General features: G+C 73.1%; 16 protein-coding genes and 2 pseudogenes. 9 read left to right on the forward strand and 9 right to left on the reverse strand.

Going from position 1 to position 19,184, the window contains the following annotated elements; all coding sequences use genetic code 11:
* Position 1 precedes the first annotated feature (1 nt).
* Positions 2–1,606, reverse strand: coding sequence for an acyl-CoA carboxylase subunit beta (locus tag CLV63_RS13935; RefSeq protein WP_106583436.1), 1,605 nt, complete (start codon positions 1,604–1,606; stop codon positions 2–4).
* Positions 1,607–1,808: 202 nt separating this feature from the next.
* On the opposite strand from CLV63_RS13935, the gene CLV63_RS13940 reads away from it, so the two are divergent.
* From CLV63_RS13940 to CLV63_RS34565, 7 genes and pseudogenes are all read left to right on the forward strand, one after another.
* Positions 1,809–2,579: an ABC transporter ATP-binding protein gene (locus tag CLV63_RS13940; RefSeq protein WP_106583437.1), complete on the forward strand. Its 771-nt coding sequence runs from the start codon at positions 1,809–1,811 to the stop codon at positions 2,577–2,579.
* Entirely contained in the window at positions 2,555–4,156 is a 1,602-nt protein-coding gene (locus CLV63_RS13945; protein ID WP_106583438.1) for a hypothetical protein, read from the forward strand. Before CLV63_RS13940 ends, CLV63_RS13945 begins: the two co-directional genes overlap by 25 nt.
* 169 nt (positions 4,157–4,325) lie before the next feature.
* Positions 4,326–6,923 carry a phosphoenolpyruvate carboxylase gene (locus tag CLV63_RS13950; RefSeq protein ID WP_281260735.1) on the forward strand — a complete coding sequence of 866 codons (2,598 nt, stop codon included), beginning with the start codon at positions 4,326–4,328 and terminating at the stop codon, positions 6,921–6,923.
* A gap of 72 nt (positions 6,924–6,995) precedes the next feature.
* Positions 6,996–7,853, forward strand: coding sequence for a biotin--[acetyl-CoA-carboxylase] ligase (locus tag CLV63_RS13955; protein ID WP_106583440.1), 858 nt, complete (start codon positions 6,996–6,998; stop codon positions 7,851–7,853).
* Positions 7,854–8,043: 190 nt separating this feature from the next.
* Positions 8,044–9,048: an adenylate/guanylate cyclase domain-containing protein gene (locus tag CLV63_RS13960; protein ID WP_106583441.1), complete on the forward strand. Its 1,005-nt coding sequence runs from the start codon at positions 8,044–8,046 to the stop codon at positions 9,046–9,048.
* A gap of 153 nt (positions 9,049–9,201) precedes the next feature.
* Positions 9,202–10,278: pseudogene (locus tag CLV63_RS33550) on the forward strand (S-(hydroxymethyl)mycothiol dehydrogenase); the annotation flags it as partial.
* Between the two features lie 69 nt (positions 10,279–10,347).
* Positions 10,348–10,947, forward strand: a complete 600-nt coding sequence (locus CLV63_RS34565; RefSeq protein ID WP_245928828.1) for an MBL fold metallo-hydrolase — start codon at positions 10,348–10,350, stop codon at positions 10,945–10,947.
* Between the two features lie 57 nt (positions 10,948–11,004).
* On the opposite strand, the gene CLV63_RS13970 is transcribed toward CLV63_RS34565, so the two are convergent.
* The 3 genes from CLV63_RS13970 to CLV63_RS13980 all read right to left on the reverse strand — a co-directional run bounded on the left by CLV63_RS13970 (position 11,005) and on the right by CLV63_RS13980 (position 13,756).
* On the reverse strand, positions 11,005–12,291 hold the full coding sequence (locus tag CLV63_RS13970; protein WP_106583443.1) for a sensor histidine kinase: 1,287 nt from the start codon (positions 12,289–12,291) through the stop codon (positions 11,005–11,007).
* A 110-nt stretch (positions 12,292–12,401) separates the two neighbouring features.
* On the reverse strand, positions 12,402–13,070 hold the full coding sequence (locus tag CLV63_RS13975; RefSeq protein ID WP_106583444.1) for a response regulator transcription factor: 669 nt from the start codon (positions 13,068–13,070) through the stop codon (positions 12,402–12,404).
* Between the two features lie 194 nt (positions 13,071–13,264).
* On the reverse strand, positions 13,265–13,756 hold the full coding sequence (locus CLV63_RS13980) for a GtrA family protein (RefSeq protein WP_106583445.1): 492 nt from the start codon (positions 13,754–13,756) through the stop codon (positions 13,265–13,267).
* A 125-nt stretch (positions 13,757–13,881) separates the two neighbouring features.
* Here CLV63_RS13980 and CLV63_RS13985 point away from each other — a divergent pair, with 125 nt between their 5' ends.
* Positions 13,882–15,048, forward strand: a complete 1,167-nt coding sequence (locus CLV63_RS13985) for a 5-(carboxyamino)imidazole ribonucleotide synthase (protein WP_106583446.1) — start codon at positions 13,882–13,884, stop codon at positions 15,046–15,048.
* Positions 15,048–15,590: a 5-(carboxyamino)imidazole ribonucleotide mutase gene (gene purE, locus CLV63_RS13990; protein WP_106583447.1), complete on the forward strand. Its 543-nt coding sequence runs from the start codon at positions 15,048–15,050 to the stop codon at positions 15,588–15,590. The genes CLV63_RS13985 and purE overlap by 1 nt, the downstream gene beginning before the upstream one ends.
* A gap of 12 nt (positions 15,591–15,602) precedes the next feature.
* Here the strand turns inward: purE and CLV63_RS13995 are convergent, their stop codons facing one another.
* From CLV63_RS13995 to CLV63_RS14010, 5 genes and pseudogenes are all read right to left on the reverse strand, one after another.
* Positions 15,603–16,193 carry a hypothetical protein gene (locus CLV63_RS13995; RefSeq protein ID WP_245928805.1) on the reverse strand — a complete coding sequence of 197 codons (591 nt, stop codon included), beginning with the start codon at positions 16,191–16,193 and terminating at the stop codon, positions 15,603–15,605.
* Positions 16,194–16,267: 74 nt separating this feature from the next.
* Positions 16,268–16,498 carry a CoA-binding protein gene (locus tag CLV63_RS35135; RefSeq protein WP_342751405.1) on the reverse strand — a complete coding sequence of 77 codons (231 nt, stop codon included), beginning with the start codon at positions 16,496–16,498 and terminating at the stop codon, positions 16,268–16,270.
* Positions 16,494–16,694: pseudogene (locus CLV63_RS35140) on the reverse strand (CoA-binding protein); the annotation flags it as partial. The gene CLV63_RS35135 and the pseudogene CLV63_RS35140, both read right to left, overlap by 5 nt.
* Positions 16,691–18,022 carry a UDP-glucose dehydrogenase family protein gene (locus CLV63_RS14005; RefSeq protein WP_106583448.1) on the reverse strand — a complete coding sequence of 444 codons (1,332 nt, stop codon included), beginning with the start codon at positions 18,020–18,022 and terminating at the stop codon, positions 16,691–16,693. The gene CLV63_RS14005 and the pseudogene CLV63_RS35140, both read right to left, overlap by 4 nt.
* 447 nt (positions 18,023–18,469) lie before the next feature.
* Complete coding sequence (locus tag CLV63_RS14010; protein ID WP_106583449.1) at positions 18,470–19,087, reverse strand: hypothetical protein; 618 nt, start codon at positions 19,085–19,087, stop codon at positions 18,470–18,472.
* Between the last annotated feature and the right edge of the window lie 97 nt (positions 19,088–19,184).

Consider the following 19,184-nt stretch of genomic DNA (forward strand, 5'->3'; position numbering starts at 1 on the left):
CTCACAGGGGGATGTTCCCGTGCTTCTTCGGCGGGAGCTGCGTGCGCTTGCCGCTGAGCGAGCGCAGGGCCCGCGCAACGGACTCGCGGGTCTCCGACGGCAGGATGACGCCGTCGACGTAGCCGCGCTCGGCCGCGGCGTACGGGTTCAGCAGCTGGTCCTCGTACTCGCCGACGAGCCGGGTGCGCTCGGCCTCGACGTCGTCGGCCGCCGCGAGGGCGCGACGGTGCAGGATGTTCACCGCGCCCTGGGCGCCCATGACGGCGATCTGCGCGGTGGGCCAGGCGAGGTTGACGTCGGCGCCGAGGTGCTTGGAGCCCATGACGTCGTAGGCGCCGCCGAACGCCTTGCGGGTGATGACCGTGATGAGCGGCACCGTGGCCTCGGCGTAGGCGTAGATGAGCTTGGCGCCGCGCCGGATGATCCCGTTCCACTCCTGGTCGGTGCCCGGCAGGAAACCGGGCACGTCCACGAAGGTGAGGACGGGGACGTTGAACGCGTCGCAGGTCCGCACGAACCGGGCGGCCTTCTCGGCCGCGTCGATGTCGAGGCACCCGGCGAAGCTCATGGGCTGGTTGGCGACCACGCCGACCGGCCGCCCCTCGACCCGCCCGTAGCCCACCACGATGTTCGGCGCGAACTGCGCGTGCACTTCGAGGAAGTCGCCGTCGTCGAGGACGCGCTCCACGACCTGGTGCATGTCGTAGGGCTGGTTGGCCGAGTCGGGGATGAAGGTGTCGAGGCCGAGGTCGTCGTCCGAGGCTTCGGTGGCGTCGGGGGCGTCGAGCACGGGCGGGTCGGTCAGGTTGTTGTCGGGCAGGAACGACAGCAGCGACTTGACGTAGTCGAGCGCGTCGTGCTCGTCGGCGCCCATGTAGTGGGCGACACCGGACTTGGTGTTGTGCGCGCGCGCTCCGCCGAGGTCCTCCATCGACACGTCCTCGCCGGTGACGGTCTTGATGACGTCGGGGCCGGTGATGAACATCTGCGAGGTCTGGTCGACCATGACGACGAAGTCGGTGAGCGCGGGGGAGTACACGTGGCCGCCGGCCGCCGCGCCCATGATCAGCGAGATCTGCGGGATGACCCCGGATGCGTGGGTGTTGCGCTTGAAGATCTCGGCGTAGAGGCCGAGCGCGACCACGCCCTCCTGGATACGCGCGCCGCCGCCCTCGTTGATGCCGACGACGGGGCAGCCGACCTTCAGGGCGTGGTCGAGGACCTTGACGATCTTCTCGCCGTAGACCTCGCCCAGCGACCCGCCGAACACGGTGACGTCCTGGCTGAACACGGCGACGGGGCGGCCGTCGACGGTGCCGTGGCCGGTGACCACGCCGTCGCTGTAGGGGCGGTCGCGCTCCAGGCCGAAGCTGGTCGACCGGTGCCGCGCCAGTGCGTCGAACTCGACGAAGGAACCGGGGTCGAGCAGGGCGTCGATGCGTTCGCGCGCGGTCATCTTGCCCTTGGCGTGCTGCTTCTCTGTTGCCCGCTGCGAGCCGGCGTGCACGGCTTCGTAGCGGCGGCGCTGAAGGTCGGCGAGCTTGCCCGCTGTCGTGTGGATGTCGATCTCCGCCGCGGGCAGCGGTTCGGGGGCTTCGGTGGCCATAACGCCCCAGGGTAGCGCCGCCGGGTCCGGCGGCAGCGCCGCGGTCCCGTTCGGCCGCGCCTGTGTCGGGGGAACCGCGGGCCGCACGCGGAAGGCCCCGGCCCTGCGTACGCGGCCGCGCGGCGGCGGGCGCCGGCGGTTTCGGGCCCCTTGGGGCGAGTTCGTCGCACGCGCACCCGGTTTCGGTGGTTAACGTTCTCCCATGAATGGCAGCGCGGTGCGGGCACGCGGGCTCGTCAAGCAGTTCAAGCGGACCACGGCGGTCGCGGGGATCGACCTCGACGTCCCCACAGGGAGCTTCTTCGGCCTCGTGGGCCCCAACGGGGCGGGCAAGACCACGACCCTGTCCATGCTCACCGGGCTGCTGCGGCCCAGCGCCGGCGAGGTGTCGATCCTCGGCGCCGACGTGTGGGCCGACCCGGTGCGCACCAAGGCGCGCATCGGCGTGCTGCCCGAGGGTGTGCGCCTGTTCGACCGCCTTTCAGGGCGCGAGCTGCTGCTCTACACCGGCGGCCTGCGCGGCCTCGGCGCCGACGCCGTCGCGCAGCGCGCCGAGGAGCTGCTGTGGGTGCTCGACCTGCGCGAGGCCGCCGACCGCATGGTCCTCGACTACTCCACCGGGATGCGCAAGAAGATCGGCCTGGCCGCCGCGCTGCTGCACAACCCCGGTGTGCTGTTCCTGGACGAGCCGTTCGAGGGCGTCGACCCGGTCTCGGCCGGCACCATCCGCGCCGTCATGGAGCGCTACACCGCGTCCGGGTCGACCGTCATCTTCTCCAGCCACGTCATGGAGCTGGTGGAGCGCCTGTGCGACCGGGTGGCGGTGCTCGACCGGGGACGGGTGGTCGCCGCGGGCGAGATCGCGGAGGTGACCGACGGGCGCCCCCTGCACGAGGCGTTCCTGTCCATCGTGGGCGCGCGGGCGCGGGCACAGGAAGGGGGCCTGGAATGGTTGGGATCGTCTGCCGGCTGAAGCTGAGCCTGATCGCCGCCGGGCTGCGGGGCAACCCTGCGGGCACGGTCGGTTTCGTGATCTCCCTGTTCGTGGGGTTCGTCGTCGCGGCGTCCGGCTTCTTCGTCACCATGCGCATGGGCCTGGCGTTCGAGTTCGGCGCCCACCTCATGGTCATCACGTTCGCGCTGGTCGCTCTGGGCTGGGGGATCGTGCCGATCCTCGCGTTCCGCTCCGACGAGACCCTCGACCCGGCGCGCTTCGCGCTGCTCCCGGTGCCGCCGGGACCCATGGCGGGGGCCCTGCTCGCCGCGTCGGCGATCGGCGTGCCGCCGATCGCGTTCACGATCGCGCTGACCGGGGCGCTCGCCGGGTTCGCGGCGACACCCGCCGCGGTGCTGGTCGGCGCGCTCGCCATCGTCATCACCATGCTGATGAGCCTGCTGCTCGGGCGGATCCTGCCGCTCGCGCTGGCGCCGGTGCTGCGCGGCAGGCGGGGCACAGACGTGATGATCGGCGGCCTCGTCGGGGCGACCGCGCTGGTGCTGCTGCTGGAGTGGGCGATCATCACCTCAGCGGCGTCCGACGTCGACGCGATCACCGCCGCGCTGGCCGGCGCGGCGGGGTGGACCCCGCCGGGGTTCGCCGCGCTGGCGCTGCTCGACGCCAGGGACGGCGACTTCGGCATTGCCGCGCTGCGGCTGGCCGTCGCCGCGGCGGCGGTCGCGGCCGTGTGGTGGCTGTGGGCCCGGATGCTCGGCCGCGCACTGGCCGACCTCCGCGTGAGCGAGGCGGGCGACATGAAGGTCCGCGGCCGCCTCGGCGCGCCGGGGCTGTTCGGCCTGGCCCCGCGCACGGCCGCCGTCGTGGGCAGGGAGCTGCGCTACCAGCGCAGGGAACCGCGCCGCAAGGCCGGGATCGCCACCATGATGCTGCTGTTCGGGGTGGTGTTGACCATGCTCGCGCCGATCAGCTCCGGCGAGCTGGGGGTCGGCACCTCGATCCTGGTGACCAACGGGGCGCTGACGGCGCTCACCCTCGTCGGCAACCAGTTCGGCCTCCAGGGCTCGGCGCTGTGGAGCGTGCTGGCGTCGACCGCGTCACCGCGCGAGCTCCGTTCGGAGCTGCTGGGGGCGTCCCTCGTCGCGGCCCTCATCGGCACCCCGTTGCTGCTGCTCTTCGCGGCCCTGAACACGGTCGGCGTGGCGGGGGGTGCGGCCGAACCCGAGGTGTGGGCCGCGTCGATCGGCTCGACGCTCGGCGCGTTCTACCTGGCGCTGGGGGTATCGCCGCTGATCAGCGTGTACTTCCCCTACGCACTGCCGGACCGCGGGCACAACCCGTTCGCCGGGCCGGGGCCGGGCCGGGGCATGGTCGTCACCTTGACGATGCTCGCCGCGATGATCACGGTCAACGCGCTGGCGATCCCGTTCTACCTGCTGGCGGCCGACCTCGACGCGTGGACGGCCGCACCCTACGCCCTCGGCGCCGTCGTGTACGGGCTGGCGGTGGCCTGGACCGGCATCTCCCTCGCCGCCCGCGCGGGGGTGCCCCGCCTCCCCGAGATCCTGGCGACGGTGAGCCGCCCGGTGACCTGAACCGGGCGCCCGCCGCCGTCCCTGCCCCCGTCCCCGGGGCGTGTCCCGCGGACCGTTCCGCGGTCCGCATCGACAAGTCACGCCCTTGTCCGCAGTGGTTCATACCAATCTGACTAGGCTGTGCGCCATGACATCGGTAAGCGCGGAACGCGACAGTGCCCGCCAGGAGATGCCCGACCAGCTCCGGGGCGACGTGCGGCTACTCGGAGGGATGCTCGGCACCGTCCTGGCCGAGACCGGCGGCGAGGACCTCCTCGCCGACGTCGAGCGACTGCGGCGCGGCGTCATCGGCGCCAGAGAGGGCACGGCCTCCGCCGCCGACATCACCGCCCTGGTCGACTCCTGGCCGCTGGACCGGGCGAACGAGGTCGCGCGGGCGTTCACCGTCTACTTCCACCTCGCGAACCTCGCCGAAGAGCACCACCGCATGCGCGCCATCCGGGAGCGCGACGACGCCGTCGACCCGCCCGCCGGGTCCCTGGCCGCGGCGGTCCGCGACGTGCGGGCCGACGGCGGCGAGGAGCGGCTCCGCGCGTTCATCGACGGGATGGAGTTCCACCCCGTCCTCACCGCGCACCCCACCGAGGCGCGGCGGCGCGCGGTCTCGACCGCCATCCAGCGCGTCAGCGTGCAGCTCGACCGGCTGCGCGGGGCCTACCCGGGCAGCTCGGTCGAGACCGAGGCGCACCGCAGGCTCATGGAGGAGGTCGACCTGCTGTGGCGCACCTCCCAGCTGCGGTCCACCCGCCTCGACCCGCTCGACGAGGTCCGCACCGCCATGGCGGCGTTCGACGAGACCGTCTTCCGGGTCGTCCCGGAGATCTACCGGGCGCTCGACACCGCGCTCGACCCCGAGGGCGCCGGCCGCCGCCCGCCGCTGGCCAAGCCGTTCGTCCGCTACGGGAGCTGGATCGGCGGCGACCGCGACGGCAACCCCTTCGTCACCCACGAGATCACCCGCGAAGCCATCTCCATCCAGTCCGAGCACGTGCTCCGCGCGCTGGAGAACGCCTGCGGGCGCATCGCGCGCACCCTCACGGCCCACGCCGACCTCACACCCGCGACGGAGGACCTGCGCGACACCCTGGCGACCGCGCAGGCCGGGTACCCGCGCCTGGCCGCGTCGATCAGCAAGCGCTCACCGGACGAGCCGCACCGCCAGCTCCTGCTGTTCGCGACCGAGCGGCTGCGCGCCACCCGCGAACGCGACGCCGACCTCGCCTACCCCGGCCCCGAGGCGCTGCTGGCCGACCTGCGCGTCGTCCAGGACTCCCTTCAGACCGCGGGGGCCGTCCGCCAGGCGTTCGGCGAGCTCCAGCACCTCATCTGGCAGGCCGAGACGTTCGGCTTCCACCTCGCGGAACTGGAGGTGCGCCAGCACAGCGAGGTGCACGCGAAGGCGCTGGCCGAACTGCGCTCCGACGCCGAACCCTCCGAGCAGACCAAGGAGGTCCTGGCGACGCTGCGGGTGGTGGCGTGGATCCAGGAGCGGTTCGGCGTCGAGGCGTGCCGCCGCTACATCGTGAGCTTCACCCGCTCGGCGGCCGACGTCGCCGCGGTGTACGAGCTGGCGGCCTACGCGCTGCCCACAGGCAAGGCCCCCGTGCTCGACGCCATCCCGCTGTTCGAGACCGGCGCCGACCTGGAGGCGTCGCCGCGGGTCCTCGACGGGATGCTGGAGCTGCCCGACGTCCAGCGGCGGCTGGAGCAGTCCGGTCGGCGCCTGGAGATCATGCTCGGCTACAGCGACTCCGCCAAGGACGTCGGCCCGGTGAGCGCCACCCTGCGGCTCTACGACGCCCAGGGCGAACTCGCCGACTGGGCCGTGCGCAACGACGTCCGGCTCACCCTGTTCCACGGCCGCGGCGGCTCGCTGGGCCGCGGGGGCGGGCCGGCGAACCGGGCGCTGCTGGCGCAGGCGCCCGGCTCGGTCGCCGGCCGGTTCAAGGTCACCGAGCAGGGCGAGGTGATCTTCGCGCGCTACGGCCAGGCCGAGATCGCGCGCCGCCACATCGAGCAGGTCGGCAACGCCGTGCTCATGGCGTCGACCGACGAGGTGCAGGACCGGGCGCGCGCGGCCGCCGACCGCTTCCGGGCGCTCGCCGACGGCATCGCGGCCGCGGCGCACGACGCCTACCGCGGCCTCATCGACGCCGACGGCTTCGCCGAGTGGTTCTCCCGCATCAGCCCGTTGGAGGAACTGGGCGACCTGCGGCTCGGCTCGCGCCCGTCGCGGCGGTCCGCTGCGCGCGGACTGGACGACCTGCGCGCCATCCCGTGGGTGTTCGCGTGGACCCAGACCCGGGTCAACCTGCCCGGATGGTTCGGCCTCGGCAGCGGGCTCGCCGCGGTCGACGACACCGACCGGCTGCGCGCCGCCTACGCCGAGTGGCCGCTGTTCTCGTCGCTGCTGGACAACGCGGAGATGAGCCTGGCGAAGACCGACCGCAGCATCGCGGAGCGCTACCTCGCCCTCGGCGACCGGCCCGACCTCACGGAGCTGGTCCTCGCCGAGTACGACCGCACACGCGACCTCGTGCTGAAGGTGACCGGCCACGAGCGGCTGCTGGAGAACCGCACGGTCCTGTCGCGCGCCGTCGACCTCCGCAACCCGTATGTGGACGCGCTGTCGCACCTCCAGCTGCGCGCGCTCGGCGCGCTGCGGTCGGCACCCGAGGGGATGTCGGAGCGCGACCACGAGCACCTGGAGCGGCTGCTGCTGCTCTCGGTCAACGGCGTCGCCGCAGGGCTCCAGAACACCGGCTGACGCCCCCGGCGCAGGACCGCGCGCCCCGGGGCCCGGGCACGGGCACCGGGGCGCGCGCGGTTCAATAGGGGCATGGCCTCCGCACCCTCGCCCTTCAGCGACCTCGACCGGCCCCCTCTGCGTGAGGCCGCGCTCACCCGGGCCCTCGTGCGGCCGGGCGGGCTGTGGCGCGGCATCGAGGTGGTCGACGAGCTCGCCTCCACGAACACCGAGCTGGTGCGCCGCGCGCGCGGCGGGACGCCGGGCGGCCATGTCCTCGTCACCGAGCACCAGACCGCCGGACGGGGGCGGCTCGACCGCTCCTTCCACACGCCGAACCGCGCCGCGCTGACCTTCTCCGTCCTCGTGCGGCCCGACGTGCCCCTTGAGCGCTGCGGGTGGCTCCCGCTGCTCATGGGGGCCGCCGCCACGCGGGGGATCGGGCGCGTCGCCGAGCTCACGACCACCCTCAAATGGCCCAACGACGTCCTCGCCACCGGCGCCGACGGGCGCGAGCGCAAACTCGCCGGGATCCTCTCCGAGGCCGAGTCCGCCGGCCCGGCCGGTCCGGGCTTCGTCATCGGGATGGGGCTCAACGTCTCCCAGCGCCGCGCCGAACTGCCGGTCGACACCGCCACCTCGCTGGCGGTCGAGGAGGCGCCCTGCGTCGACCGCGACCCGCTGCTCCGCGCCGTGCTGCGGGCGTTCGCCGAGTACTACGAGGCGTGGCAGGCGTGCGGGGGCGACGCGGAGCAGAGCGGGCTCGCGGCGGACTACCGCGCCCGCTGCGGGACCCTGGGCCGCGCGGTGCGGGTCCACCTGCCCGGCGACCGGACCGCCGAAGGCGAGGCGATGGGGGTCGACGCCGCGGGCCGCCTCCTCGTCCGCGACGCCGACGGGGTCGACGCGGTCAGCGCCGGCGACGTCGTCCACGTCCGGCCCCGCGAGTGACGCCGGTGGGGCCCGCGGCGGGGCCGGCGGCGGGGACGGCGCGGGCGCGGCGCGGAACGACACTGGTCGCGGGTCCGCTTGACGCGCCGCGGGCGGGATACTAGACCGAGAGTCACGAATCCCCGTACTGCCGCTCGCACCGGTACCGGACCGCCCGGGCCGCGCCACGAACCCGAACACGAGAGAGTGTATGCCGCCGCGTCCCGACCCCAAGGAGATCGAATCCGCCCTGATGGGTGGGGAGGCGCGCTACACCCGCGATGAGGCGATCCGGCGCGCCGGCGCCGCACCGGAGGTCTCCACCCGGGTCTGGCGGGCCCTCGGGTTCGCCGCGCGCGGCGACGACGCGGTGGCGTTCACCGATGGCGACGTCGAGGCGCTGCGCATCACCGCCCGGCTGCTCGACCGCGGCCTCCTCGACGAAGAGGCCGCTGTCCGGCTCGCCCGCGCCATGGGGCAGACAATGGCCCGCCTCGCCGAATGGCAGACCAGCATCCTCACCACGCTCAGCCACACACCGGGCAAGACCCCCGAAGAGGAGCGCCTGGGCCCGCTGGTGGGCCTCGCCACGGAGCTGCTGCCCGACATGGAGCAGCTCCTCACGCACATCTGGCGGCGCCAGCTCGCCGCGTCGGCGGTGCGGACCCTCGCCGTCATGGAGAGCAGCGACGACGCCGCACCCACCTACTTTCCACTGGTGGTGGGGTTCGCCGACCTCGTCTCGTTCACCACGCTGAGCCGCGAGCTCGACGAGGTGGGGCTCGCCGAGGTGGTCGAGGGCTTCGAGGCGACGTCGGCCGACATCGTCGCGTCGGGCGGCGGCCGGGTCGTCAAGACCCTGGGCGACGAGATCCTGTACGTCACCAGCTCGGCCCGGCAGGCGGCGGAGATCGCCCTCCAGCTCGCCGACGGGGTGAAGACCCACGTCGAGGTGCCCGACGTCCGGGTGGGCCTGGCCTGCGGCCCGGTCCTCGCGCTGCTCGGCGACGTCTTCGGCACCACCGTCAACCGCGCGGCCCGGCTCACCTCCTTCGCCCGCCCCGGGACCGTGCTCATCGACGACGCCCTCGCCGAGCAGCTCGCGGGCGACGACGCCCTCCAGGTCGTCGGCGTGCGCCCCCGGCACGCCCACGGCCTCGGCCAGCTCCAGCCCTACGCGCTCCGCCGCAGCTTCGAGGCGGCCCGCCACCCCTGACCCCCCGAACCCTCGCCCCTCGGCGCGCGGCGGGCATTGAACGCGCTGCCACCAACGCGCATGCGGCACAGCCGGTGAGGGCAGGAATCCGGGACGGTGCGCACGGCGTGGCAGCGCCGAGTACGGATCAGGTCCAAGGCGAAGGAGCCGTCTATGCCGCAGGAAGTCAGCGCCGTCATCGCGCGGGAGCGGAACGCCCCGGTCGAGGTCACCACGATCGTCGTGCCCGACCCCGGTCCGGGTGAGGCGGTGGTGGCGGTGCAGGCGTGCGGGGTGTGCCACACCGACCTCCACTACCGCGAGGGCGGTATCAGCGACGAGTACCCGTTCCTGCTGGGGCACGAGGCGGCCGGGGTCGTGGAGTCCGTCGGCGAGGGCGTCACCGATGTGGCCCCGGGCGACTTCGTGGTGCTGAACTGGCGCGCGGTGTGCGGCACCTGCCGGGCGTGCGCGCGGGGGCGGCCCTGGTACTGCTTCGACACCCACAACGCGGCACAGAAGATGACCCTCCTCGACGGGACCGAGCTGACACCGGCGCTCGGGATCGGCGCGTTCGCCGAGAAGACCCTCGTGGCGTCGGGCCAGTGCACCAAGGTCGATCCCCGGGCCGACCCCGCGGTGGCCGGGCTGCTCGGCTGCGGGATCATGGCCGGCCTGGGCGCCGCCATCAACACGGGCGGGGTCTCCCGCGGCGACTCCGTCGCCGTCATCGGCTGCGGCGGTGTGGGCGACGCCGCGATCGCCGGGGCCGCGCTCGCGGGCGCGGGGCGCATCATCGCGGTCGACATCGACGACCGCAAGTTGCAGACCGCCCGCCGGTTCGGCGCCACCCACACCGTCGACTCCAGCGGCACCGACCCCGTGGCCGCGATCCGCGAGCTCACGGGCGGCAACGGCGCCGATGTCGTCATCGAGGCCGTGGGCCGCCCCGAGACCTACGAGCAGGCGTTCTACGCGCGCGACCTCGCCGGCACCGTCGTACTCGTCGGGGTCCCCACTCCCGAGATGCGCATCGACCTCCCGCTACTGGACGTCTTCGGCCGCGGCGGGTCGCTGAAGTCGTCGTGGTACGGCGACTGCCTGCCGTCGCGCGACTTCCCCATGCTCATCGACCTGTACTTGCAGGGCCGGCTGGACCTCGCCGGGTTCGTGACGGAGCGGATCCCGCTCGACGGCGTCGAGGAGGCGTTCGCCCGGATGCACCGCGGCGACGTCCTGCGCTCGGTCGTTGTCGACGCCGCGAACCGCACCGCGACCGACCCGCCCGTCGCGGGGGTCGAGTCGCTCGTCACCTCGGGCGTGTTCGCGCTCGACGGCGGCGAGTGGGAGGTCGACAACAACGTGTGGATCGTCGGCGACGACCGCCGCGCCATCGTCATCGACCCCGCGCACGACCACGAGGCGATCGCAAGGGCGCTGGGCGACCGCGAGCTCATGGCGATCGTGTGCACCCACGCCCACAACGACCACGTGAACGCCGCTGCGGCCCTGGCCGACCTCAGCGACGCGCCGGTGCCGATCATGCTGCATCCCGACGACGCCGTGCTGTGGCACCAGACCTACCCCGACAGGGAGCCCGACGGCCCCCTCGTCCACGGCGAGGTGCTCCAGGTCGGCGAGGTGGAGCTGAAGGTCCTGCACACCCCGGGCCACGCGCCGGGCGCCGTGTGCCTGTACGCCCCCAAGCTCGGCGTCGTGTTCAGCGGCGACACCCTTTTCCAGGGCGGCCCCGGCGCCACCGGGCGCTCCTACTCGGACTTCCCGACCATCATCGACTCGATCCGCGAGCACCTGCTGCCGCTGTCCGACGACACGGTGGTGTACACCGGCCACGGGCCGGCCACGACCATCGGCGCGGAGCGGCCGCACCTGGCCGAGTGGATCGAGCGGGGCCACTGAGGCGCCCGCCCCGGGCCGGATCCGTGGCCCGTCCGCGGCCGGCCCGGGGCGGCGCGTTCAGACCGGCCCGGTGGCGCGGGCGAGCCCGCCCGCGCCCAGGGGCAGGAACAGCGCGAAGGTGGTGGGCGCGCCCGAGACCAGTTCCACCCGGGCGCCCTCGGACTCCGCGATGTGGCGGGCCAGCGCCAGCCCCAGTCCGGTGCCGTTGCCGCCGGTGACCTCTCTGTCGAATATCCGCCCCGAGAGCGCCTCGGGGATGCCCGGGCCCTCGTCGCGCACCTCGATGCGCACCGACTGCCCGGTCTCGACCCTGCGCACCGACACGATGCCGGCCCCGTGCTTGTGGGCGTTCTCCACGAGCGTCGCGAGGATCTGCGACAGGTCGGCGGGGACGGTCATCGCGCTGAGCCCCGCCTGACCGGTCAGGACGAGGTCGCGGCCCTCCTTGGTGAACATGGGGCGCCAGTCGGCGACGAACTGCGCCAGCACGACGTCGATGTCGATCGCCTCGACCTCGGGGTTCTGGCTCTTCCGCGCCCGGCCCAGCAGGTTCTCCACGATCTCGACCAGCCGCTCGGCCTGCGCGATCGCCGCGGCGCCCTCTTCGCGGACCACCTGCGGGTCGTCGGCCTCGGCGACGATCTCCTCCAAGCGCATCGACAGGGCGGTGAGAGGCGTCCGCAGCTGGTGGGACGCGTCGGTCGCGAAGTGCCGCTCGGTGGCGATGAGTCCCGCGATGCGTTCGGCGCTGCGGTCGAGGACCTCGGCCACCCGGTCGGCCTCGGGGATGCCGTAGCGGTGCCCCCACGGGGTGGCGACGCCCGACCCCAGGCGTTCGGCCGTCACGGCGAGGTCGACCAGCGGCAGTGTCAGGCGGCGCGCCTGGAGCATGGCCAGGCCCACCGCGACCCCGATGGCGAGGAGCGACAGCGACGCGATGCCGCTCCACGCGTTGATGATGTTGTCGCGCACACCCCGTGTGTCGCGCCAGAGCGTGACCTTGACGCCCGACGGCGTCGCCGCCGTCGCCCGGAGGGTCGCCGTGCCGTCGGGGTCGTCGGGGTCGTAGGACCAGCCGCCGGCGCTGATGGTCTCCGGCTGGTCCGGCAGGGTGATCGCGATCCGCCGTTGCGGGTAGACGAGGGAGAAGTGGTCGACGTCGACCTTCCCGTCGCTGCTGAGCTGGGAGTCGACCTCGGCCCCGATGACCTCGGCCTCGCGCCGCAACTGGCTCACGTTGTCGTTGTAGACCGTCTGGTAGGCGAGCGCGCCGAGCGGCAGGCCGAGCAGCATCACCGCGATGATCGCCACCACCAGGGTGGAGAACAGCATCCGCCTGCGCATGGATCCCCTCGTTCACGCGGCACCCGGAGTCCCTCCCTAGGGTGGCACGCCGAGGGGCGGGGGCCAGGGAGTATGTCGTGGATGTGGCCGCGACGACCCGCAGGCGCGGCCTAATCCCGTTCGAACCGGAAGCCCACGCCACGCACCGTGGTGATGTAGGAGGGCTGGTTGGCGTCGTCGCCGAGCTTGCGCCGCAGCCAGGAGATGTGCATGTCGAGCGTCTTGGTCGACCCCCACCAGTTGGTGTCCCACACCTCGCGCATGATCTGCTCGCGGGTGACGACCTTGCCGGCGTCGCGGACCAGCACCCGGAGCAGGTCGAACTCCTTGGTGGTGAGTTGCAGTTCGTGCTCGCCCAGCCAGGCGCGGCGCGAGTCGTTGTCGATGCGGACACCGTGCACCACGGGCACCTCGGCGCCGCCGCGGCGCAGCAGCGCCCGGACCCGGGCCAGGAGTTCGGCGAGGCGGAACGGTTTGGTGACGTAGTCGTCGGCGCCCGCGTCCAGACCGACAACAGTGTCGACCTCGTCGGCGCGGGCCGTGAGGATCAGTATCGGCGTGCCGTGGCCTTCGGCGCGCAGTCGGCGGGCGACCTCCAGGCCGTCCATTTCGGGCAGGCCGAGGTCCAAGACCATGAGGTCTATATCCCCGGCACGGGCACGGTCCAGGGTCTCCACGCCGTCGACGGTCACGTCGACCGAGTAGCCCTCGCGACGCAATGCGCGGGCGAGCGGCTCGGAGATCGAGGTGTCGTCTTCGGCCAGCAAAACGCAGGTCATGGGCAAGATCGTATGTGGAGTCGCGAGGTTTTCCCTATTATGCGCGCCGCTTGACCAAGGGTTGGCCGAAAATGCGCGTGCACCATAACCGACAAAGCGCACCAAGCGGAATCGGCGGCATTCTTTTCGTCCGCAATTGACGCTTTCATAGTCGCGGCGGGGAAAAGGCCGACGCGGTGGCACCGGTACCGCATTCAGGCCCCGTGCGGTTGCCCGGTGTCGGCCGTGTCGCCGTCGGGGCGGGCCGGCGGCCCCTGCTCGGGAAACACCCACTTGCGGTAGGACCAGAAGCGGAACAGCGAGCCGAGCCCCACGCCGATGACGTTGCCCGCGAGGTTCAGGGCGAGCGGGCTGGTCAGCCCGAGCACCGATTCGGCCACCCACACGCACACGAGCTGGATCCCCAGCCCGACCCCGTTCAGCAGGAAGAACAGCACGTATTCGCGGCCGAGCCCGGTGCGGGCCCGGTGGCCGAACGTCCAGTACCGGTTGCCGAGGAACGCCACGACGGTGGCGCATAGGGTGCCCAGTGCCTGCCCGGCGAGGGGCGGCATGCCCAGGCCCCACCAGAACAGGTTGGTGGTCGCGAGCTGCACGGCGTAGGCCGCGGCCCCGACGGTCCCGAACTTCGCGAGCTCGTGGATGAGGTGCCGGAAGCGCTGGTAGAGCGCTCGGATGAGTCGCACGAGCCGTACCGATCCTTCGCATGGGGAGGTCACTAGAATCCCTGGGGTGCCCCGTCGTCCGCAACCGCTGCGCGCGGCAGGGCCCCGCGACACCCCGGCATCCGCTGTGAATGAGTTGAGGAACTGTGAGCGAGCGTAATCAACCGGCGCCCTCCGTCGGCATCATCGGAGGGGGCCAGTTGGCCCGCATGGCGCAGCAGGCCGCGATCCCACTCGGCGTGGACCTCCGGGTCTTCGCGAAGTCGGGGACCGAGAGCGCCGCGCTCGTCAGCGCGGGGGTGCGGCTCGGCGACGAGCGGAGCGTCGGCGACCTCACCGACTTCGCCAAGACCTGCGACGTCCTGACATTCGACCACGAGCACGTGCCCCAGCCGGTGCTCCGCGCGCTGGTCGACTCCGGCGCGGCCGTGCGCCCCGGCCCCGACGCGCTGCGCTACGCCCAGGACAAGCTGCTGATGCGGCGCCGCGCCGAAGAGCTCGGCGCGCCGTGCCCGCGCTGGCGCGAACTCCCCGCCGGGCCGGACGCCGCGGCGGAGCTCGCCGCGTTCGCCGCCGAAACGGGGTGGCCGGTCGTGCTGAAGGCCGCGCGCGGCGGCTACGACGGCAAGGGCGTGTGGGTCGCCGACGGCCCCGACTCCGCCGCCGAGGTCATCCGCGGCGCGGCGGCGGCCGACGTCCCCCTGCTGGTCGAGGAGCGGGTCGGATTCACCCGCGAGTTGGCGGTCCAGGTCGCCCGCTCGCCCTACGGGCAGGTCGCCGCCTACCCGGTCGTGGAGACCGTGCAGCGCGACGGCATCTGCCACGAGGTCCTCGCGCCCGCTCCGGGCCTCGACGACGACACCGCGGTCGCGGCGCAGCGCCTCGCCATCGACATCGCCCACGAGCTGGACGTGGTCGGCATGCTCGCGGTGGAACTGTTCGAGACCCCGGGCGGGGTGCTCGTCAACGAGCTGGCCATGCGCCCGCACAACAGCGGGCACTGGAGCATGGACGGCGCCGTCACCGGCCAGTTCGAGCAGCACCTGCGCGCCGTGCTGGACCTGCCCCTCGGCTCGCCGCGCACCACCGCACCGGCCACCGTCATGGCGAACGTGCTCGGCGGTACCGACCCCGACGTGTTCTCTCGGTACATTCATGTCATGGCCAAGGACCCCGAGCTGAAGGTGCACTTCTACGGCAAGGAGGTCCGCCCCGGCCGCAAGATCGGGCACGTCACCGTGTCAGGCGACGACCACCGCGACCTGCTCGCCCGCGCACGCGACGCGGCGGCCTACCTCAAGGGAGACCTCTGATGACCAGCGCCAAGGACGCGGCCCCCGTGGTCGGCGTCGTCATGGGCAGCGACTCCGACTGGCCGGTGCTGAAGGACGCCGCCGCGGCACTGGACGAGTTCGGGGTCCCCTACGAGGCCGAGGTCGTCTCGGCGCACCGGATGCCGCACGAGATGATCGCCTACGGCGAGGGCGCTGCGGCGCGCGGCCTGAAGGCCGTCATCGCGGGCGCCGGGGGAGCGGCCCACCTGCCGGGCATGCTCGCCTCCGTGACCCCGCTCCCGGTGATCGGCGTGCCGGTCCCGCTGAAGTACCTCGACGGCATGGACTCCCTGCTGTCGATCGTGCAGATGCCGTCGGGGGTGCCCGTGGCGACCGTCGCCATCGGCGCGGCCCGCAACGCCGGACTGCTCGCGGTGCGCATGCTCGCGGCGCACGACCCGGAACTGAGCGAGCGCATGACGGAGTTCCAGGAGGAGCTCACCAAGCACGCCCAGGCCAAGGGCGAGCGGCTGCGCCGCCAGACCTCGGCGGATTCGGGCGGTGTGGGGTTCGGCCGGTAGCGGCGCCGCGCCCTATCGGGCCCAGCGGGCCCAGGCCGCGACGGGCACCTGGTCGACGACGTCGTTCAGCGCGGTGAGCTTCGCCTCGATACCCTCGGGGCCGCCGTCGGCGCCGGTGCAGATGAGTTCGTTCTCGTCGATGATGATGCGCCGGAACCCGTGCCTGCTGATCGCCGCGCTCACCGCCTCCGAGAGGAGCTCGAGCGCGAAGTGCGGCTCGGGGCTCTCGGCGTAGATGTCGGAGCCGCCGTCGTTCTCGGTGATCTCCAGGTAGGGCATGTGCGCCGGCAGCGCCACCGTCCACACGGGCAGGATCTGCCACTGGCCGTCAGTGCCGCTGCGGTGGACGTAGTCGAACATCCGGAACGGCCGCCGCTGGTGGCGCCCCGTCACCTCGTTGTGGACGCGCCCCAGCGGCCCCGGCGGCAGCGCTGTACGCGGCCAGCCCTGGATGGCGCGCTGGTGCTCTGGGGCGAAACCCCAGCCGTGCTCGACGGCAATGGCGCGCCGCTCGGCACGCCGCTGCTGGTCGAAGGGGGGTGCGGAGCCCGCGGCGGAGGGTGCGCCGCGCTGGGAGCGAGAAAGGAATCGCGGACGTCGCATGTCTGCCTTTCTACCCCCGCCGCCCGCGCCTCACGCGCCGGGGGCCCGGGTCCGGCGCCGCGCCGCGGGAGGGGTCAGCCCAGCAGCCGCGGCCACTCGATCGCCGGGCAGCGGTCCATGACCATCGTCCGGCCGGCGGCGCGCACGCGTTCGGTCGCCGCGTGGTCGACGACGTCCAGTTGGAACCACACGGCCCGCACCTCGGGGCGGGCCAGCGCCTCGTCGGCGACGCCCCCGGCGTCGGGCCGAGCGGCGGAACACGTCGACCACGTCGACGTCGAACGGGATGTCGGCCAGCGAGGCATAGCCCGGCTCGCCGTGCACGGTCGCGGCGGAGGGGTGCACGGGGACGACGCGCTTGCCCTTCGACCGGAGGAACAGCGCGACCCCGTACGCCGCCCGCGCGGGATTGTCGCCCAGGCCGACCACGGCCCACACGTCGTTGTCGGCGAGGACCCGCCGGACGGTGTCGTCGTCGGGGCCGCGCTCGCCGCCGCTCACGGTCGGCCCAGCGCGCGGTAGACCCAGCCGCGCGCCCTCCAGCGCTCGGGGTCGAGGGCGTTGCGGCCGTCGACGATCCGCGGCTCCTGCACGACCTTCGCCAGTTCGTCGGGGTCGGCGTCGCGGAACTCGCTCCACTCGGTGAGCAGCAGGACGACCTCGGCGTCCCGTACGGCCTCCAGCATGGAGTTCGCGAAGTTCAGGCCGGGGTGCGCCCTGCGGGCGTTGGCGAGGGCCTCCGGGTCGTACACGGTGACCCGCGCGCCCAGCGAGCTGATGGTCGCGGCGACGTCGAGCGCGGGGGAGTCGCGGATGTCGTCGGAGTTGGGTTTGAACGCGGCCCCGAGTACCCCGACGGTCCGCCCGTCGAAGCTGCCGCCGATGAGGCTCCTGGCGATGTCGGTCGTGCGGGCGCGCCGCCGCTGGTTGATGGCGTCGACCTCGCGCAGGAACGACAGGGCCGGTTCGACCCCCAGTTCGTCGGCGCGCGCCATGAACGCGCGGATGTCCTTGGGCAGGCAGCCGCCGCCGAAGCCCAGACCGGGGCCGAGGAACTTGCCGCCGATCCGGTCGTCGAAGGACAGCGCCTCGGCGAGCTTGATGACATCGGCGCCCGCGGCCTCCGACACCTCGGCCATGGCGTTGATGAAGGAGATCTTGGTGGCGAGGAACGCGTTCGCCGACACCTTCACCAGTTCGGCGGTCTGGAGGTCGGTGACCAGGAACGGGATGCCGTCTTCGAGCTGCCGCGCCGACGCCGCCCGCATGACGGCCTCGACCCGCGGGGAGTCGGTGCCGATGACGATCCGGTTGGGGTTGAGGGTGTCCTGCACCCCGAACCCCTCGCGCAGGAACTCGGGGCTCCACCCCAGTTCGACGTCTGCCCCGGCCGGGGCGAGCGCGCTCAGCCGCGCGGCGGCCTTGGCGGCGGTGCCCACGGGGACGGTGGACTTGCCGATGACCACGGACGGGCGGGTGAGGAGCGGGGCGAGGCTGTCGATCGCGGCGTGCACGTAGGTGAGGTCGGCGGCACCGGAGTCGTCGCGCTGCGGGGTGCCGACGCAGATGAAGTGGACGTCGGCGAACTCGGCGACCTCGGTGTAGTCCGTGGTGAACCGCAGCCGGCCCGTTGCGAGGTTGCGGGTCAGGACCTCTTCGAGCCCTGGCTCGTAGAACGGCACCCGGCCGGCGGAAAGGGCGTCGATCTTGGCTTGGTCGACGTCGATCCCGAGCACGTCGAAGCCGAGTTCGGCCATGCAGGCGGCGTGCGTGGCGCCCAGGTATCCGGTACCGATCACCGAGATCCTGAGACGCTGTTGTGCGACCAATGGTTCGTCCTTCCTTAAACCGGCCCCGGAATGCTACCGGCCGGTCGGCACCGGTCCGGATGGGGTGCCGGTCGCGGGCGCTGCCTGATCGTCGCCGCCGCCCGGTCGGGGACCGGGCGGCGGTCGCGTATCCGTTCCGTCGGCGGCAACGGCCTTGGTGCGCCGGGACGGGTCGGAGTGCTGCGGGCAGGTCCGGGCCGACGCCGATGTCGGCCCCCTGGGGTGCTCCTCGGCCCGGCCGCGTGCGCCGCCCTGGCGGGTGTCCGAGCACCACTCCCTGGTTAACACATTGCCGATTCGGGGCCCAACGCAACCTCGAATCGGCCCAAAAGAACGGATTGCCCGCCGGGCCGGCCGGTGCGTGACCGGTGCCGTTGTGCGCCAGCAGTGTGGCACCCCGCTGTCGCGCCGTCGACCTGCGGTGGGCCGGTGCGGCGGCGCGCGGGGTCAGCCCTTCGGCTGGTAGCCCCCTGCGCGCCGCTCGAACGGCGTGGTGGTACCGGCGGCGCGCGCCTCGTCGTCGGGGACGGTGTCGTGGCCCGCGGGTTCGCCCGGGTCGGGGTTCCAGCCGCGCGCCGGGGTGACGGAGCGGGGCTCCTCGTAGGCCGGCTCGTAGGGCGCGGGGACGTACGGGGACGCCAGCACACCGTTGTCGACGGCGGGCCGCCGCCACCGCGACGGCGGGAACCCCGCGAACAGCAGCAGCGTGCCCAGCGCCAGTGTGAGCGGCAGCCCCGGCCCGAGCACGCCGAACACGGCGCCCGGCCGGAGGAGGGCCGGCAGCAGCGGTTCGAGGGACGCGAGGTGGGCCAGCGGCCACACGCAGCAGGTCAGCAGCGCCGTCCCGCTGATGAACGACGCCAGCGGCGAGATGCGGGTGGCGGCGAGGGCGCCGCCGAGCAGCCCGGCGCCGACCACCGCGGCCCCCGCGGTGAGGAGCGCCCCGTTGCCGAGGTCGGGGGACTCCAGCAGCGGTCGGAGCCGCTCCACGGGCCAGGTGGTGCCCGCCCAGAGCAGCGGGGCGGCGAGCAGGCCGACCAGCAGCCCGATCAAGTGGCGGAACACGGCTGCCTCCAGAACATCGGCATACGCGTGTACCTACCGCGTTACCCGGGTTTTTAACGTTTCGCAGGTCAGCATCCCACGTGTGGACCCCTGGTGG

It is taken from the genome of Murinocardiopsis flavida, assembly GCF_003014485.1.
Taxonomy (GTDB): Bacteria; Actinomycetota; Actinomycetes; order Streptosporangiales; family Streptosporangiaceae; genus Murinocardiopsis; species Murinocardiopsis flavida.

Excerpts from the sequence above, each read along its gene's own strand:
- CLV63_RS13960 (WP_106583441.1), top strand. The coding sequence starts at position 8,044 with ATGCCGCCGCGTCCCGACCCCAAGGAGATCGAATCCGCCCTGATGGGT.
- purE (WP_106583447.1), top strand. The coding sequence starts at position 15,048 with ATGACCAGCGCCAAGGACGCGGCCCCCGTGGTCGGCGTCGTCATGGGC.
- CLV63_RS13940 (WP_106583437.1), top strand. The coding sequence starts at position 1,809 with ATGAATGGCAGCGCGGTGCGGGCACGCGGGCTCGTCAAGCAGTTCAAG.
- CLV63_RS13955 (WP_106583440.1), top strand. The coding sequence starts at position 6,996 with ATGGCCTCCGCACCCTCGCCCTTCAGCGACCTCGACCGGCCCCCTCTG.
- CLV63_RS13975 (WP_106583444.1), bottom strand. The coding sequence starts at position 13,070 with ATGACCTGCGTTTTGCTGGCCGAAGACGACACCTCGATCTCCGAGCCG.
- CLV63_RS13970 (WP_106583443.1), bottom strand. The coding sequence starts at position 12,291 with ATGCGCAGGCGGATGCTGTTCTCCACCCTGGTGGTGGCGATCATCGCG.
- CLV63_RS13935 (WP_106583436.1), bottom strand. The coding sequence starts at position 1,606 with ATGGCCACCGAAGCCCCCGAACCGCTGCCCGCGGCGGAGATCGACATC.
- CLV63_RS13945 (WP_106583438.1), top strand. The coding sequence starts at position 2,555 with ATGGTTGGGATCGTCTGCCGGCTGAAGCTGAGCCTGATCGCCGCCGGG.
- CLV63_RS13950 (WP_281260735.1), top strand. The coding sequence starts at position 4,326 with ATGCCCGACCAGCTCCGGGGCGACGTGCGGCTACTCGGAGGGATGCTC.
- CLV63_RS35135 (WP_342751405.1), bottom strand. The coding sequence starts at position 16,498 with ATGCCTCGCTGGCCGACATCCCGTTCGACGTCGACGTGGTCGACGTGT.
- CLV63_RS13995 (WP_245928805.1), bottom strand. The coding sequence starts at position 16,193 with ATGCGACGTCCGCGATTCCTTTCTCGCTCCCAGCGCGGCGCACCCTCC.